Genomic DNA, 17328 nt, shown 5'->3' with positions numbered 1-17328 from the left:
GATATTAGTCTTCTCAAAATAAACTAAGGCATCCACAAAAGGTGCCCCTACAAATCAATGCTTACAATCGCTATTTATAATCGCTGAGATTTTTGTATTGCTGAGTCGTTGAATAACAGAGCATCAGGAAAGTGGCGTTGGGCCCGTTCTGCTGAGGTGCAGTGATTGCCTCTTGTCGCCAATCGGGTAGGGCAAACTCGCTTCACATAAGCTAGCGCCTCTGGCCACCTGACTTGGTTGATACAGTGTGCCCCATTCACCCCCCAAGCTGCTTCAAACCGCATCTCTGGCATTACATCTGGTTTTTGGATGCCTAGGCGATCGTAGAGATTGATTGGAGTGCCATCTTTGGTATGGGCCACACCATCCCCACAATAATCCGCTCGTACCATCCGCACACAAGCAGAATGATAATCTCGTAGCGATCGCCCTTTGACATTTTGCCAAGGTTTGTAGCCGAACCGCATACACTTGGCTAAAGCTCCGTTGGTGCAGCTAAATGTCACCAATTTCTTATTGGGGTTGTAACTGCCTCGGCTATCCCAAGAGCCTTGTAAAACAACAGCTTTAGCAACTCCTTTCGCATCTGGTTCACAGAGGTTCTGCCAGTTCCGCTGATTATCCTGATAAAAAACAGTGTAGAGATATGTTTTTTTCTCTGGATCAAGGGGATCAACTTCACTATTTCGCACTTGAAACTTCTGTTGACGACCTTGATCATCGAACCCTACCATCTCAGCGGTTTGAAGCTCTGTTTTGGAGAGAGGCACTTTATCTTTTTCAGGGGGATGAGAGGTAGGTTTCGCGATCGCAATGCTGCTCCAAGCAAACAAAAACACCAAACCCAGCAACAGCGATCGCAACATTGACCGAATACGCATGCAGTACCTTCTTCTCAAGCAATCCTAACAATCTCACTTCTTCACCGAGATGGAACCGTGAAACATTGTTCCATCTCGATTAGGTGATTTAGATAGCAACCTTGTTTACTTAACGCCTACCAAACGGCCCTCTTCAACTTGAATCTCCGTGAACTCAGGACTCGACAAGACCATGCCTGTTTCTGGAGAGGCCGCCACTGCTGCGTTCTGATTTTCTTCACCATTCACGTTACGCCCATTCAAGTTGGCACCATTCAGGTTGCTGCCATTCAAGTTGCTACCGTTCAGATTACTCCCATTGAGATTACTACCATTTACTGATGTCCCATTCATTCTCACTCCATTAACGCTAATCCCATTGAGCGTTACTCCATTCAGGTTGCTGCCATTTAACTGAGTTCCGTTAAAGGCAAGGCCATTCACGGCAAGACCAGCGTTTGCATTTGAGGAGAAGGCTGTAACACTCAGAGCAGTAAGCGCGACAATAAACAGGAAGCGTGAATTCACCGTTAATAACCTCTTGATGATGTAGCAAAGATGCCTACAAAAGGAAAAACCCAAATTCCAGTCAAAAAATGATGACATTTGCAATTTTTCAAGAATCAGCTCAACGCTCCATCCTTCAAGGTATTTGTTATTGACCTCTACCTTACAACCGCCCAAATGCCACAATTTATCTACTCAAAAGCACAAGGGAATATGTTTTAGAGCCTATGTTTTCCGGATGAGAGTACCAGTGGCAGTTCCACCCTTATGGGGGAAGGAGATCGGGCGATCGCTCGGATAAGATAAACACAAATAAAGCGATATCCCAAAGCGCATTAAACTTTATAGCAAACTGCCTCCCAGCCTTTATTATGGGAGGCTTATAATTTTTAAACCCTAGTAAAATTCAGAGTTAAATCTTAGAAATATGGTTCAAAGTAGCTGTGTGACTTAAGGCATGCGCTTTGGTACTAGCTGATGAGTCAACTGAGGCATTAGACCATCAAACCTCAGAAGAAGTAATGACCTTGCCCACAAAGCTCAATGAGCAAGGCATCACGATTGTTATTGTCACTCACGAACCGGATGTGGCTGCCCAAACCCGTCGCATCATCCAGGTTAGATATGGTTTAGCGGTAGATTAAATGTCATAGATCCGACACTCAGCCGCATCTGGGTTCTGGTCACAGTAGACTTCTAAAGAAGTTTTGCTGGATTTCACTTGACGGTGAGCACGCTCAGCTTGAAGTTCTTCCACAATGTCCCAAGCAACTGCACAATTGGCGGAAGTATTACCAGTTGACTCGCAAGCAGTCCGGGCTTGAGCGATCGCGTCTTGAATGGCTTGCTCTAGAGAAGAGACTTCTAATGTATTAATCATGGTCAACGACAGCCCTTCAAGAGCCCTTGTGTAGAGTGAGTAGGTAGTTGTGAAGCGTTATGACTGCAACTAACTCTTTTACTCTAGACATCCACAATTAGATCGGCAGGTGAGAAAACCGTAATTCCTGTAGGGATGTTTTCCCCCTGCTTAGGAACTAAGCAAAAGTTATAAGCAAATACTTAATCATTACTCCATTGAGCATGACCAATCAAATCACCCACTGGGTCTCGCAGAAGAAAGTCATTAGCTTCTAGCTCCTGCTCAACTTCTACCCATTCTCGAACTGGAAAATAATGAAATAAGACATAAATAGGTTGATGACGGCTAATCACTCTTCGCTCGACTAAGCAGCGAGCTTCATCTTGAATGACTTCAATAGAGGCGTGAATGGAGCGATTCATCGTAGCCTTATAAAAACCAGCAATTGATAGTTTTGGATGTTTTTTAGGGCAGAACCGTACTCAGCCTGCCCCTTAGATTTAGTGAAGTACAGCTAACGGTTTACGCTGCTTTGGGAGAATTTGTTTCGACGAGAGGCGATCGCGATTTTATGTCAAAGCTATATCCGTCCGGGAGGATATGCAGCTTGACACCACAAAGCGCTAGACCCTCATCTTTGAGCAAATTATGTAAGTTTGAGTACACCATGTCTTGTAAATCGACAATAGTAACAGCGCCCGCACCAATCACTGAGAGTTGCCCCCCACTAACGATGATTGCGGTATTTTCATCAATTCCAATACCTAACAGGTGGGGTTGCTCAGCCACGGCTGACAGCAAGCGTCCAAGGCGGCCTCGCTGGGCAAAATGTTGGTCGATTACAGCCTCTGGCATAAAACTGAGGCCATCATCTGTTTCTACAATCTCAATTCGGGGGTGAGTTTCAGCTTCTCCTTCTACAATCATGGCGTCAGACATCATGCTTGCCCCTGCACTGGTGCCCCCAAGAATCAACCCTTGAGCATAGCGTTGATGTAGCAACCGATCTAGTTTTGTGCCCTTGATATATTTAGTGATCCGATCCTGTTGCCCGCCTGTAAAAAAAACTCCAGTGGCTTCGCGAATTGCAGCCAAGGCTTCAGGAGCTTCGGCCTCCTCGCGGCTGTCTGTATCTACCACACGAACCTGTTCAACACCCAGACGCTCAAATACTTGAATGTAGTTGTCTCCGACTTCTTTGGGTAATTCTGTTGCAACGGTCATTACAACAATCTTGGCTTGACGGCTGCCAGCGCGGCGAACAAATTCGCGCAGAATACTGCAATCTCCCTGCTTATCCTCAGCTCCCCCGATAATTACAAGTTGTCCTTGTTTAACAGCTTGAGCATGAGTTCCCATCTGTACTTGATTGATGTCAATGACCATTTGAGTTAATTCCGTCTAATACTAAAGATTGAATTGAATGAGGTCTACGGCTGGTAAAACTCAGTTGCAAGAGAATATCAAAAGTTCCCCCGCCTGTTTTTGCCGTTTAGAACAAAGACAGATCGAAGAGAGACATTGTTGATTGATATGACAGTGACGAAGGCTAAACCACTATCACCAGGTTTTGTCAGCCCACCTGAATAAAAACTTGGCAATCTTTGCCTAGCTTCTAAGGCTGTAATAAGTAGAGTACAGACTAACTAACAGGCTCACGTCTGCCCTATGTCATGATTTCAAATTAAACTGATCTGTATTAGGGTATACAGAAAAATACTGATTAACCATTCTCTATCTTTCTAGAGAATAGGTCGGTGTCTACTGTGTTTGCTAAGGTGGCGCTACTGTCTATAAAAGCCAGTTATCCAGCTCAACAAGTAGGTTTAGTGCAGAAGATAGGCTTATTGCACTTGATAGCTAAGCGATCGCCAAAATTGATGAGCTACGCGATCGCTTGCCAAGAATAATTCTTAACTGAAGTTCTTACCTCAGGCAGAGGTTGATTAGAGAAAAAATCTCAGAGCTGCTTAGAATAGAAACATTTGATTATGAACTTTGATTAAATAAAACTAGGTTGCTAAAAATAGGCAGAGCCAAGAAGTTATGAAGATTGAGTAAAAAACTATCTAAGTAGGGCTAGGGATCGACAACATTCAAAAAGTATTACTACAATGAAATCAGCATCCATTCAATATGAGGTGTTATTCTTAAGAATTGGAAAAAGCTTTACTGATATCTTTTCTAAGTCTAGAGCGCATCACTCAACCAAGTCTTAGTCAAGCTATTTGAGAGGGGCTAAGCTTATCAAGCTTATCTGACGCTACAGCGCAAGAATATCCAACATCTGGCCTCTCTTTTTGCTCCCTACTCTCTCTTTGATTTCCTGCAAATTGTAGGACTCAACACCACATTACTCATATTTTTAGTGACCCCTGTGGCTTGATTCAAGCTAGCAGAACTAGACGCTGCTGAAAAATTTAAGCGAGGAAGTTAAGTGACATGCTGAACTTATCCAAGCCGAAGGAGTTTGATTGCCTAGCCAGCTACATTCTAGAAATGGTGACAGCTGTAAAGGTAGACCAACTCAAGCCCTTCTTTGACACCCTGCCACCCGATCCTTATTTAACGGGCAATTACCGCTTTAGGCGTCTCTCTCATTTTCAAATTGAAGGCGATCGCTTGGTTAAATTACCCCATCGACGTTTATTCCAATCGAAAGCTTACAATCCCTTATTGGGCGATGTAGCGAGAGAATATGCCGAGCTGGATGATGCATTAATTGAGCTGGAAGACTTTCAAAAAATCATCTGGGAATTTTTCCAGTTTTGCCAACTTTGCACTCCTCATAAAGAAGTTGCGGTTCATCAAATTAGAACCACAGCTACCTCTCAACAGGTGGGGAATCCGGCTCCAGAAGGAATTCACCGGGATGGGGTTGATTTAGTGGGTATCTTCTCTGTCAATCGCATGCAAATTGAGGGGGGTGAAACACATCTCTACAAAGATAAGCAGGGCAGTCCAGCTTTTACTAAAGTGCTCAATCCAGGCGAGCTTCTAGTATTTAGAGATGATCAATATTTTCATTTCACCTCCTCTGTGAGTGCGATCGCCCCTGAAGCTGGGGAGAGAGATGTCTTTGTCTTCACTTGCCCTGGGCTCTTTCCACCAGAATAAACCTTCCACCCAAATCAACATTAATGGGGAGACGTTTATGATTGCCCTTGACCTCAACTGGATTCGCTCCCAGTTTCCAGCCTTGACGCAAGAAATCAACGGTCAACCTGCTATCTTTTGCGATGGTCCTGGTGGTACTCAAGTCCCAAAGGCGGTAGTGGATGCCATCAGCGACTACTTGCTCACCTCCAACGCCAATGCTCATGGTGCTTTTGCTACGAGCCAGCGGACAGATGCGCTAATTGCCGCCGCTCGTGATGCTGTTGCTGACTTTCTCAACTGTGGCAGTGATGAAGTTGTGTTCGGTGCCAACATGACCACTCTCACCTACACCATCAGCCGCGCCATTGGTCGGACCCTGCAACCCGGAGATGAAATCATTGTCACCGCCCTCGACCACTACGCCAATGTTTCTGCCTGGCAAGCTCTAGCGGAGCAGGGAATTGTGATTCGCACGGTGGATATTCATCCCGAAGATTGCACTCTGAATTGGGAGGAGTTGACGCGATCGCTAAATGAGCGCACCAAGTTAGTGGCGATCGGCTATGCCTCCAATGCTGTCGGTACCATTAATGATGTTGCTAAAATTGCTCAACTCGCTCACCAAGTGGGCGCTCGGGTGTTTGTAGATGCCGTTCACTATGCCCCCCACGGCGCAATCGATGTGCAAGCCTTAGATTGTGATTTTCTCGTCTGCTCAGCTTATAAATTCTTTGGGCCTCACCTAGGGATTCTATATGGCAAGCGAGAACATTTAGCACGCCTCCAGCCTTACAAAGTCCTGCCTGCTCCCGATGAGGTGCCGTCTCGCTGGGAAACAGGGACGCAAAACTATGAAGGTATGGCAGGTCTGCTTGCTACCCTGGGCTACTTAACTGAACTGGGACATCGAGTTGACCCATCTATGCAAAACCGCCGGGCGGCTCTAACTGCCGTTACATCTGCGATTCACACCTATGAAGCCGAACTGAGCCAAGCATTACTGCGGGGATTGCTGGAGATCCCTGGTTTAACCATCTATGGCATCACCGAGCTAAACCGCTTAGCTGAACGTACCCCAACCTTCGGTCTCCGCATCAAGGGCTACACCCCTGCGGAACTCGCGACTCAACTGGGCGATCGCGCTATCTTCACCTGGCATGGTCACTTCTATGCCTTAGGCGTAATAGAGCGGCTAGGGCTGGCAGCAAGCGGTGGTTTACTGAGGATTGGCTTGGTGCACTACAACACGATGGATGAGGTGAATCGGTTACTACAGGCATTACATGAAATGACCGAACCTGTAGGGGTGGGTTTTGCAAATAGATTATCCTCTCAACATATATCTTAGCTAAACCTATCCCCACCACTATGGAATATTAGCTACGAGGGGTAATGAGAAATGAACAGAATTTTAGTAACTGGGTCGCAAGGGCAACTGGGAAGTGACTTGGTGACAGTTCTGCGTCAGATCTATGGAGTAGAACAGGTTGTAGAAAGTGGGCGATCGCCACCTCATTCTGAAAACAATTTCTACTTGTATAAAACCCTAGATGTTACTAACCATCAGCAGCTACAGACGATCATTGAACAAGAGCAGATTCAAACGATCTATCATCTTGCCGGAGTACTCTCGGCCAAAGGAGAAAAATACCCAGATCGCTGCTGGGATGTCAATGTCAATGGTTTGAGAAACATTTTAGAAGCTGCAAAAACATATCAGTTAAAAGTCTTTTTTCCTAGCTCGATCGCGGTCTTTGGGCCTCACACCCCTAAACTAGATACCCCAAATTACGGTTGAAGATCCCGCTACGATCTACGGGATCACTAAGGTTACAGGGGAATTGCTCTGCCATTACTACGCGCACCACTTTGGCGTTGATGTCCGGAGTCTACGTTTGCCAGGCATCATCAGCTACAGCACTCCTCCGGGCGGCGGCACCACAGATTTTGCGGTAGAAATTTTTGCAGCAGCGCTTCAGCACGGCACTTACACCTGCTTTGTGCGTCCAGAAACTCGGCTACCCATGATGTATGTGCCAGATGCTATCCGTGCCATTTTAGATTTAATGGCTGCTGAGCCAAATTCGATTAAAATTCGCTCCAGTTATAACATTACTGCCGTGAGTTTCTCTGCTGCCGAATTGGTCACTGAAATTCAAAAGCATCTTCCTCATTTTAACTGCCACTACGCACCGGATTTTCGTCAAGCGATCGCAGATTCTTGGCCTGCTGTGATTGATGATTCACGCGCAAGAGCCGATTGGGGTTGGAGGCATCAATATGGCTTATCGGCGATCGTGGTGGATATGTTAGAAAAGCTCTCGCAAAGGATAGAAGTCACAAGCCAAAAGCCAGCCGTGAGAAGCTGACTTTTGACTTTCATTAACACTTTTTAGTTCGTTTTAATTTGGTCATGTTTACCTCCAAAGCTATTTTTCAAACCCTCCTAGATGAGATCCAGCAATCGGGCTTAAGTAAAGAAGAACGGGCGCTAACAATGCCACAGGGAGCTGAAATTGTGGTTCAGGGTGGCAGGGAAGTACTGAACTTTTGCGCCAACAACTACTTGGGATTGGCTAATCATCCTGATGTCGTAGCAGCGGCGCAGGTGGGAATTGCCAAGTACGGATTTGGCCTCTCCTCTGGGCGCTTTATCTGTGGTACTCAAGTGATTCATAAAGAGCTGGAGGCTCGGATTTCAGAATTCTTGGGCACGGAGGACGCGATCCTCTACACCTCCTGTTTTGATGCGAATGGAGGATTATTTGAGACCATCCTTGATGCTGAGTCTGCGGTAATCAGCGATGCCCTAAACCATGCCAGCATTATTGATGGCATTCGGCTGTGCAAAGCTAAGCGGTATCGCTATGCGCATAGTGATATGCAGGAATTAGAACAAGTTCTGCAAGAGACTCAGACCGCTAAAATTCGGCTGATTGCCACAGATGGCGTTTTTAGCATGGATGGAGAGATTGCCCAGCTAGAGCAAGTTTGCGACTTAGCGGAGAAATATGATGCTTTGGTCATGGTAGATGATAGCCACGGCACCGGAGTTTTGGGAGCCCAGGGACGGGGTTCGATCGAGCATTGTGGCGTAATCGGGCGAGTAGATATTATCACCAGCACTCTTGGGAAAGCCTTAGGAGGTGCTTCTGGTGGCTTTACCGCTGCTCATAAACAGATAGTGGATCTACTGCGGCAGCGATCGCGGCCTTATCTGTTCTCTAATACATTGGCTCCTGCCATTACCTACACCAGCATTCGAGTCTTAGATCTGCTCAACGAAACTAGTGAGCTACGCGATCGCCTGATGGAGAATACACGCTACTTTCGGCAGCAGATGAGCGATCGCGGCTTCGACATTAAACCAGGTATCCATCCCATTGTGCCAATCATGCTCTACAAAGCCAAGTTAGCCAAGGATATGGCACATGATCTGCTAGAGGAAGGCATTTATGTGATTGGGTTTAGCTATCCTGTGGTGCCTCAAGGTCAGGCCCGCATTCGAATCCAGCTCTCTGCTGCTCATACCCAAGCCCATCTTGACCACTGTATTGATGCGTTTGCAAGAGTCGGCAAAAAACATGGCGTGATTTAGGTGAATTGGTTATGTCATACTCTACTCGCGATCGCACTGCAAACCAGCCTCAAAGCATTCACGAGCCACCTTATGTAGAAGTTGATGGACTGCTTTTCTACAAAGAGGCAGGCAAACAACCTGAGTTTCTAGATGCTGCATTTGTAACCATCTTATTTGGTGAAAGGGTGGTTATAGATCACTTGGTGATGTTGTTCTCCAGCTCCGTGGATCTCACCCAATACGCCAACCGCTTAATTCAGTATGGAGCGAAAACCATTGAAGGGCCAGGAATATGGCCACAAGACTTCTGCCCAGGTTTCACCACTTTCCCGGCTGATCTAACGATGTATTTGCTCTCAGTGCTAATGCCATCCGGCGGCATTCTGGTCCTAGCCGCTCCCCACGCATCTAGTGATCAGCTCGATCGCCTTTTGCAAGAGCGGGGCTTAAATACCGTTCATCATGTTGCCCTGCGTACCAATGATATAAATGCAGCAGCCGAAGTATGGCAGAGCAAAGGCTTTGTACCCTTATCAGTAGCACCTCAAGATGATGGTTGCCTGTGTCAGTGGTCTTTCAAAAATTCAGCCAGACAGATCATAGAATTGATTCACCGTCGATGTGTAGAGGGAGCCACTTTCTCTTGTCAAAACATTGCTGCCTTACGTCTTACCGAAGAAACTTAACCCCCCCTCTTTCCGTTGCGCCTACTTAAGCTTAATTATCGCTATTTGAATTCGTTCTAACGCCTCATGGATATTCTCTGGAGAATTAGCGTAGGAAAGTCTTAAGTAGCCATCACCATACTCACCGAAAGCAGTTCCTGAGAGGACGGCGACATTTGCTTCCTGCAAAAGATAATCAGCCAGCGCATCAGAAGAGAGGGGTAGTTGCTTGACATTGGGGAATACATAGAACGCACCTGTGGGTTTGCGACATTGGATTCCAGCGATCGCATTGAGTCCTTCAACAATCACATCTCGCCGTTGTTGGAATTCAGCCATCATTTGCTCCACCGCATCCTGTGGCCCAGTCAATGCTTCCATTCCAGCGATTTGTGTAAAAGAGCAGGTGCAAGAATTAGAATTAATCATCAGTTGCACCATCTTTTCCGTGATGGCCTGAGGAGCCACACCATACCCCAAGCGCCAGCCTGTCATCGCATAGGTTTTCGAGTGACCATCCAGCAAAATAGTCCGCGCTTTCATCCCTGGCAAACTTAAGATACTTTGATGCTTCTCGCCATAGACCATCCGGGAATAAACCTCATCAGAGAGCACATAGAAATCATGTTTATTGGCTAGCTCTGCGATCGCAGCCAAATCTTCTGCGGCCAACAGCCCGCCTGTAGGATTTTGAGGAGAATTAATAATTAAGAGTTTGGTGCGATCGGAAATAGCACTAACTAAGTCTTCAATCCGAAAGCGAAAATCTACTTCTTCCCGTAACGGTAAAGGCACAGCTTTAGCGCCAACAAAACTGATTACCGATTCATAAACCGGAAAACCTGGATTGGGATAAATGACCTCATCTCCCGGATTCACCAGCGTCAATATCGTGAAAAAAATAATTGGTTTAGCTCCAGGTGTGACGACGACTTCATCGGGATGAACTTCCACACCTCTGGTCGCTGCAATATACTCAGCAACTACTTTGCGAAACTCCAATAACCCAGCTGCAGGACCATAGCCCGTATATCCTTCGCGCATGGCTCGGCAAGCGGCTTCACAGATATTGTCAGGGGTGGGAAAATCGGGCTGACCAATCTCTAGATGAATCACACTTTTGCCCTGAGCTTCTAACTTTTTAGCTCTAGCAAGCACCTCAAAAGCGGATTCAGTGCCTAGGTGACTCATACGTTCTGCAAATATTGTCATAATTACCTCACTGTATGAAAAATCAGCTAGCTCCCTAAATCTCCCTCATAAAGGCGTTAGACGGTATTGGTCACGCAGCACCCGTCGCATCACCTTGTTAGAAGCTGTCCGTGGCAAAGCATCCAACATGACCACATCACGAATTTTGAAGAGAGGATTGAGATTCTGAGCGAGCGCAGTTTGCAGAGAGGTTTTTAGTTCCTCTCTAGTTTTCGAGCTATTCGGGACAACAACCGCATAAATAATTAACTGGCTAGGACCACCGCCCGGAGGAGCGATCGCGATCGCCGCTGTCTCACCAATATCCTCAACTCTATTCAGCACTTGCTCGATCTCTGTGGAACTCACCTTAATTCCACCCAAATTCATTGCATCATCTACTCGTCCCTGGGCTCGATAGTAGCCGTTGGGTAAACGTTCTAAGCGATCGCCGTGGCGACGAAGAGGGATGGAGGGTGAAGCATGAGAAAAGCCTCTTTGACTCTTGGCTTCTATAGCCTCGCGCACGACAGGTAAACAAGGTGTATCGGCAAAGTACACTTGATGATGATCCCGATTCAGCAGTTCAGTTGAGAGCCCAATAGACGGAGGAATGATGAATGCTTCACCTCTCTCTGCTGGCTGTCCCTCTGGGTTCATAATGACAACATCAAGACCGAGAGCAGGAGTGGTAAAAGTTGCAGGAGCGCAGGGTTGTACTACAGTTCCAGTGATATATGCTCCACCGATTTCGGTCCCACCGCAGTATTCTATGATGGGTTTATAGCCTGCCAAAGACATGAGGAACAACATATCCTGTGAATTAGAACACTCACCTGTAGAGCTAAAAGTTTTAATTGTGCTCCAGTCCAGTCCTTTCATACAATCAGTATTTTTCCATGCTGTTACTAAACTAGGCACTACACCCAGCATCGTTACCTGAGCGTCTTGAATAAATTTTCCGAACTCTCTGGTCGTCGGAGTACCATAGTACAAGGTGATCGCGGCCTGATTAATCAAACTGGCATAGATCAGCCACGGACCCATCATCCAACCCAGGTTTGTCGGCCAAGCCACCACATCTCCAGCATGAATGTCTTGGTGTAGATGTCCATCCACGGCACATTTAATCGGCGTGGTCTGCGTCCAAGGAACTGCCTTGGGTTCACCAGTGGTCCCAGAAGAGAACAAGATATTAGTGTGAGCTGATGAAACCGCAGGTATAGGCTGAAATTGCTGGCGATCACTCAGGAAATCTTGCCAGGACAGATCACCCGATCGCAATTGAGTGTTAGAAGAAGCAGCAAGAACGATCGCTTTTGGAGACTGTGCCTCTATGACTTTGGTATAGAGAGGCAATTGCTTTCCAGCCCGCAGAATCAAGGCTTGCGTGAATACTGCTTTTGCTTGCGCAATCTGTAAGCGGATAGCGATTTCAGGTGCAGCAAAGCTATCCGCGACCGACACCACCACACAACCCGCCTGAACAATCCCCAAATAAATCACAACTGCTTCTACTGTCATCGGTAAGACAACAGCGATCGCGTCTCCTGGTCGTAGACCCAGTTCTACTAGACCATTTGAAACCTGATTCACCAAACTACGCAGTTCGCCATAGGTGAGGGTATCCAGAGAACCCCCCTCCGGTTGAAAGACAATGGCTATAGCGCTATCGGGGGCTTGGAAACAACTTTCTACAATATTGAGCCGAGCGTTGATCAACCACTGAGGCGATTCAACTCCTTGGGATAAATCTAGAATCTGTGTATAGTTTTGCTGAAAGCGAATTCCCAACCGTCGCATCATGATTTGCCAAAACTCATCTCGATGCTGACAGGACCAAGCATGTAATTCCGGGTAGGTTGCGATCGCCTGTTTTCGCATCAAAGCCGCAATATTTGTAGACTGAATTTGCTCCAGAGAAGGAGACCAAGCAGGAGGCGGCCCCTGTTTTTCATCCCAGTCAGCAAAAGTTTCAGTGTAGAGGAGTTGATGTAACGCCCAAGGATGCTCAGGCTTCAGAAGATGCTGAGTGAAATATTGCCAACACTCAATCGTTGGTAAAGCAACAAGCAACTGATTGATCTGGGTTAAAAGTTGAGTGGCAATGTGGTTTTCAATGCCACAGATCAGAAGTTGCGCCAAGGACAGTTGTTTGGCGATCGCAATTCACCCCTTGCAAAAATAGATTTGAATCTAGCTGCCTGATGGGGAGTGATGAAAAGCTTCAAGTCATTTGAGAGGAAATGGAATCAAAATTTAGAGCGTGTATGATGAAGCTTGAAACACTCCTCTGCATCTATGTTAATACACTTATCTGCCTGACCTCTAAAGCTTTACTAAGCTTGATTTCCAAGAGTTAGAGATTGATTACAAACATTTAATATGTTTACAGAAAAGCAGTTGGCACTCAATCTTGATCCCACAGCGATTGCTCAATCACCAAAATTTGGCAATTTAGTTGAGCGAGCAATAGAAACATTGGAGGCAATGTTGTCCAGTGAGCAGCTCTCTGTACAAGAGCGGATGAATCTTGCTGCCAAAATTTTGGAACTAGAACAACAAAAGGTAATCCCACAGACATCTGTAGCAAGTCAGGCAGATTCATCGGCCTTAAATCTCTCTGAGCCTTGGAAACAATGGATCATTGAGAACAAGCTTCGCCAAGTTCCAGACTCTGTTTTAGTTGAGACAATGGTCCGCGAAGGAATTGATGCAGCCCTAGCAACTCAGGCAGTCAGCTATATTGCAACCGAAAAAACCTTTCAAACAGAAAGTGAAACACTGCAACGTCTACGTAAACTAGAGTCTATTCTGACGATTCAACGCCAACTCACACAGCTATCTCCTAACTTTAGTACGATTGAACGACGCGATCGCATCTCTAGAGAAGAATTTTTAGAAAAATATTACGCAACCAACACACCTGTTATTTTGACAGGCATGATGGCGGACTGGCCTGCCCTTTCCTCGTGGACTCCTGACTTTTTAAAGACGAATTACGGTCAAGCAGAAGTACAAATCCAATTTGGTCGCACCTCAGACCCCAGCTACGAAATCAATACTAATCAATATAAGCGGGCAATCAAGCTTAGCGAATATGTAGATATGGTGGTTCAGGGTGGAGAAAGTAATGACTACTACATGGTTGCCAACAATGGCAACCTTGAGCGCGAAGACCTCAAAGGTCTGTTCAAGGACTTTATCATGTTTCCGGAACTACTGAACCCTGAAAGCACAAAAGGCACAGTCTTCTTTTGGTTTGGGCCAGCAGGCACCGTTACTCCGTTGCACCACGACCCAATGAACTTGATGATGGCTCAAGTGTATGGACGCAAGCGCTGGCGGCTAATTTCACCCGCTGCCACTCCCTTGGTTTACAACGATATTGGTGTCTTCAGTCGTGTAGATTTGGAGAATATAGATTACGAAAAGTATCCACTCGTTAAAGATGTTCAGATTATTGAAACAGTATTAGAACCTGGAGAAGTAATTTTCGTACCAGTGGGATGGTGGCATCAAGTCAAAGGGCTGGACGTTAGCATCTCGCTGTCATTTACCAATTTCATCTTCCCCAACACATACTCACATCAAAACCCTCATATCACTTCATCGACAGACATATCATCGACAGGCAAAGCGGCTCAAAGTAGTCAGGTAGCGTCAGGGCAAGCAACTTTGCTGGCTCAGCAGTCTAATTTGGTCCTGAATCATGGCCCTCTCACGAATGAGATAGTTGAGAGCACCAATGCTTCATACCTGGTAGATGAGATCTTTGCCGGGGAACCGTTAACTATTTCGTTTGGTTTTGTCTCTTGGGATGGTCTTCCTCAGTTTGATTTTTACGGCAGAACCAAAAAATTGGCTCAGTTAGCTGCTAAACCTATCAACCGAATTTTGGTGCGAGACTTATCCAACAGTTGGTATCAGCGCGGCATCCCAGGACTAGGACACACAGTTAACGAAGTTGTAGATAGCCTGAAACAACTAATTGTTCAAATTGCCCCTAGCAAAGTCATTATGATTGGGCAGTCTATGGGTGGGTATGCCGCCATTATGTTTGGACAACTGTTAGGAGCCGATCAGATCATTACTTTTGGTCCTCTGTCCTGCCTAGACTCCGCTCAAGCGATCGCAATGGGCGATACTCGCTGGCTCTCCATCATGGAAGCCCTAGAGACAAATCCTCCTAGTGTTCGTTATTTTGACTTGCCTACACTCTGCCAGACTTCTCCTCATACTCCAGATATACGTATCTTCTATGGTAAAAAGCTAGATCCAGAAACACCTGGAACTGTGAATTTAGACGATCTGCATGCTAGCCGCTTTAATGCCTTACCAAACTGCACAATTCAAGCATTTGAGGAATCAGGGCATGCAATTGTCAAATATTTGGTAGATCACAAGTTGATGGATAACTTGCTACTCAAGACAATTTTTTAAGCAGGTGGTTATTGCATGTAAAGATCGCTCGCTAAGCCATTCCAAAAGACCGCGATCGCTTCCAGAATCTCTCGACCTCCTTGAAAAAACTTGACTGGATCAAAATCAGAGCTGAAGTAAACAGCTTCAATCTCTTCTAAGGTATGTCCTGCATGTTGCGCTTCTACGCGGTTGTGCCAGGTGAAGAAGGCTAGCGGTAGTTGAGGATGTCGAATTTGTTTAATCTTCAGTAAACCATCTTCTAGCTCTTGCCAGAAGCCTGCTGCGGCCCAATGCTCCACCGCAAAGCTCGCACCTTCCGCGATTTGGGGGTCGTCGCTGCCGTAAAGCCGAATTAACTCATCGCAGAAATGCAGCGTTGCTGGCGTGCCATGCTTGCGTTTACCAATATCCGCGAAATTCAGCCCTAAACTCGCTGCCACTGCCACCAACCATTCAAAGTGAGCGGCGCGGAAACGACAAATCCCTCCATCTACTGTGCCTTCTGTTCCGACCAGTTCTGGATCACCTTCTCGCTCTTTTTCTGCCTCGGTTAAAGATGGCTGATTGGCGATCGCTTGCCCAGTTTTACGGTAGATTACGCCTAATTCATTTAAGAGAATTTCTCGGCTCGCCCGCGACTGTTGGAGCGTGGGAGCATTAATCTCCTTTTGTAGCGCTGCAATTAGAAACTGATTAGAGAAAACCGAGAATTGCTGGATAAAATGCCGCAACTCAGCATCTGCCGCTTCACCTTGCTGAAACCAACGGGTGTAAGCATTGTCTGTAATAATCCGGTGTTGCAGAAAGTGGCGATCGATTTCAGCCAGAAAAGCTTGAAACTCGGTCACTTGGTCTTGAGTTAGCTGGCCTTGCTGCAAACGTTCTTGAATTCGAGCAGAGATTGCAGGAGTAGGCGAGTTGAGAACTGTAGTCATCATCGAAGTTCTCCTGAGAAGAGAGAGAAAAACTAAAAGTCCAGATTAAGCGCTCCAACTGTAGAGATAATTGAGATCCTCTAAGTGCGTAGCCTGAGCCGTTAACTTGAGGGGGCGGAAGGTGTCAATCATGACAGCTAATTCATCGGTGCGCTCTTTACCAATTGACCCTTCATACATACCGGGATGGGGACCGTGGGGGATGCCGCTAGGATGCACAGTGACAGAAGCTTCTTCGATGCCTCTGCGTGACATAAAGTTACCCGCAGCGTAGTAAAGCACCTCATCCGAATCGACATTGGAGTGATTGTAGGGTGCAGGAATGGCGAGTGGATGGTAATCGAACAGACGCGGCACAAAAGAACAAATCACAAACCCAGCCGCCGCAAAGGTTTGATGCACAGGAGGCGGCTGGTGCACCCGTCCGGTAATTGGTTCAAAATCCTCAATATTTAAAGCATAAGGATACAGATGACCATCCCAACCCACCACATCTAGCGGATGATAGTGATAGAGATAATGCGTAATACAACCCTGAGTTTTAATTTGAACTTCGAACTCCCCTGCTTCATCGTGAACCACTAAGTCTTGGGGTGGGCGAATGTCCCGCTCACAGTAAGGTGCATGTTCCAGAAACTGGCCGTACCGATTTAGATACCGCTGAGGTGGTTCGATATGTCCCTGAGCTTCGATCGCCAACATCCGCTGCTCGCTTTTTGCATCTGGCAGAATCCGCCACAGTACCCCGGTTGGAATTACCAAATAATCTCCCGGTCGATAAGGCAGCACCCCATATTGGCTCTCCAATATCCCTGTACCCTGATGGATAAAGATCACCTCATCTCCGTGAGCAAAGCGGTACCAGTAAGCCATCGGCTCTGTTGGTCGAGCGACAGAAATACAGACATCGGCATTTACTAGTAAAGGAATTCGAGCCGCGATCGCATCTCCACCTGCTGTGACATCTGCGGTGCGTAAATGACGATGCCGCAAGGCACTCGACTCCTCATGAACAATCTTGGTGTCTTGATGAGATAACACCTTATAAACCTGAGTTGGTGGCCGCAAGTGGTACAGCAAAGATTGCACCCCCGAAAACCCTTGGACACTAATCAATTCTTCGTGATAAAGCGAGCCATCCGGTTGACGGAACTGCGTGTGCCGTTTATGGGGAATTGCTCCTAGTTTGTAGTAGTAGCTCATA

18 protein-coding genes are annotated in these 17328 nt (G+C 46.5%); 9 read left to right on the top strand and 9 right to left on the bottom strand.

Going from position 1 to position 17328, the window contains the following annotated elements; translation table 11 throughout:
• Positions 1-74 precede the first annotated feature (74 nt).
• Together H6F72_RS16270 and H6F72_RS31150 are read right to left on the bottom strand one after the other, a co-directional pair.
• Positions 75-881 (bottom strand): ADYC domain-containing protein, encoded by an 807-nt coding sequence (locus H6F72_RS16270; RefSeq protein ID WP_190437651.1) that lies wholly within the window; start codon positions 879-881, stop codon positions 75-77.
• Positions 882-986: 105 nt separating this feature from the next.
• Positions 987-1388: a pentapeptide repeat-containing protein gene (locus tag H6F72_RS31150; RefSeq protein WP_199299124.1), complete on the bottom strand. Its 402-nt coding sequence runs from the start codon at positions 1386-1388 to the stop codon at positions 987-989.
• A 500-nt stretch (positions 1389-1888) separates the two neighbouring features.
• On the opposite strand from H6F72_RS31150, the gene H6F72_RS16260 reads away from it, so the two are divergent.
• Positions 1889-2011, top strand: a complete 123-nt coding sequence (locus tag H6F72_RS16260; protein ID WP_277876026.1) for a hypothetical protein — start codon at positions 1889-1891, stop codon at positions 2009-2011.
• Here the strand turns inward: H6F72_RS16260 and H6F72_RS16255 are convergent.
• The 3 genes from H6F72_RS16255 to H6F72_RS16245 form a co-directional block, all read right to left on the bottom strand.
• Positions 2008-2247 (bottom strand): Calvin cycle protein CP12, encoded by a 240-nt coding sequence (locus tag H6F72_RS16255; protein ID WP_190437649.1) that lies wholly within the window; start codon positions 2245-2247, stop codon positions 2008-2010. The two genes, H6F72_RS16260 and H6F72_RS16255, sit on opposite strands and share 4 nt — an antisense overlap.
• A gap of 182 nt (positions 2248-2429) precedes the next feature.
• Positions 2430-2651, bottom strand: a complete 222-nt coding sequence (locus tag H6F72_RS16250; RefSeq protein ID WP_190437646.1) for a DUF4327 family protein — start codon at positions 2649-2651, stop codon at positions 2430-2432.
• A 100-nt stretch (positions 2652-2751) separates the two neighbouring features.
• Complete coding sequence (locus H6F72_RS16245) at positions 2752-3615, bottom strand: cyanophycinase (protein WP_190437644.1); 864 nt, start codon at positions 3613-3615, stop codon at positions 2752-2754.
• A gap of 371 nt (positions 3616-3986) precedes the next feature.
• Here H6F72_RS16245 and H6F72_RS16240 point away from each other — a divergent pair, with 371 nt between their 5' ends.
• From H6F72_RS16240 to H6F72_RS16215, 7 genes are all read left to right on the top strand, one after another.
• Complete coding sequence (locus H6F72_RS16240) at positions 3987-4139, top strand: hypothetical protein (RefSeq protein ID WP_190437641.1); 153 nt, start codon at positions 3987-3989, stop codon at positions 4137-4139.
• A gap of 532 nt (positions 4140-4671) precedes the next feature.
• Positions 4672-5346, top strand: coding sequence for a 2OG-Fe dioxygenase family protein (locus H6F72_RS16235; protein ID WP_190437639.1), 675 nt, complete (start codon positions 4672-4674; stop codon positions 5344-5346).
• A 37-nt stretch (positions 5347-5383) separates the two neighbouring features.
• A complete protein-coding gene (locus H6F72_RS16230; protein WP_190437635.1) occupies positions 5384-6676 on the top strand; it encodes a cysteine desulfurase-like protein in 1293 nt (430 codons plus the stop codon).
• Positions 6677-6727: 51 nt separating this feature from the next.
• A complete protein-coding gene (locus H6F72_RS30800; RefSeq protein ID WP_255527349.1) occupies positions 6728-7126 on the top strand; it encodes an NAD-dependent epimerase/dehydratase family protein in 399 nt (132 codons plus the stop codon).
• Between the two features lie 43 nt (positions 7127-7169).
• Entirely contained in the window at positions 7170-7697 is a 528-nt protein-coding gene (locus H6F72_RS30795) for a hypothetical protein (RefSeq protein ID WP_255527348.1), read from the top strand.
• Positions 7698-7741: 44 nt separating this feature from the next.
• Entirely contained in the window at positions 7742-8926 is a 1185-nt protein-coding gene (gene kbl, locus H6F72_RS16220) for a glycine C-acetyltransferase (RefSeq protein WP_190437633.1), read from the top strand.
• An 11-nt stretch (positions 8927-8937) separates the two neighbouring features.
• Entirely contained in the window at positions 8938-9594 is a 657-nt protein-coding gene (locus H6F72_RS16215; RefSeq protein WP_190437631.1) for a hypothetical protein, read from the top strand.
• A 21-nt stretch (positions 9595-9615) separates the two neighbouring features.
• Here H6F72_RS16215 and H6F72_RS16210 read toward each other — a convergent pair whose 3' ends face one another.
• Both H6F72_RS16210 and H6F72_RS16205 read right to left on the bottom strand, forming a co-directional pair.
• Entirely contained in the window at positions 9616-10785 is a 1170-nt protein-coding gene (locus tag H6F72_RS16210) for a pyridoxal phosphate-dependent aminotransferase (RefSeq protein ID WP_190437629.1), read from the bottom strand.
• 45 nt (positions 10786-10830) lie between these two features.
• A complete protein-coding gene (locus H6F72_RS16205; protein WP_242016972.1) occupies positions 10831-12909 on the bottom strand; it encodes an AMP-binding protein in 2079 nt (692 codons plus the stop codon).
• 240 nt (positions 12910-13149) lie between these two features.
• Between H6F72_RS16205 and H6F72_RS16200 the strand changes: the two genes are divergently transcribed.
• Complete coding sequence (locus H6F72_RS16200) at positions 13150-15207, top strand: cupin-like domain-containing protein (protein ID WP_190437628.1); 2058 nt, start codon at positions 13150-13152, stop codon at positions 15205-15207.
• 8 nt (positions 15208-15215) lie between these two features.
• Here the strand turns inward: H6F72_RS16200 and H6F72_RS16195 are convergent, their stop codons facing one another.
• Both H6F72_RS16195 and H6F72_RS16190 read right to left on the bottom strand, forming a co-directional pair.
• The gene (locus H6F72_RS16195; protein WP_190437626.1) at positions 15216-16127 is read right to left on the bottom strand and encodes a hypothetical protein; all 912 of its coding nucleotides are present in this window, start codon (positions 16125-16127) and stop codon (positions 15216-15218) included.
• 42 nt (positions 16128-16169) lie between these two features.
• Complete coding sequence (locus H6F72_RS16190) at positions 16170-17327, bottom strand: homogentisate 1,2-dioxygenase (protein ID WP_190437623.1); 1158 nt, start codon at positions 17325-17327, stop codon at positions 16170-16172.
• Position 17328: the final 1 nt, after the last annotated feature.

Source organism: Trichocoleus sp. FACHB-46, from assembly GCF_014695385.1.
Classification (GTDB): domain Bacteria; phylum Cyanobacteriota; class Cyanobacteriia; order FACHB-46; family FACHB-46; genus Trichocoleus.
The sequence above is the reverse complement of the archived record's forward strand: the minus strand, read 5'-3'. Positions and strand labels throughout refer to the sequence as shown.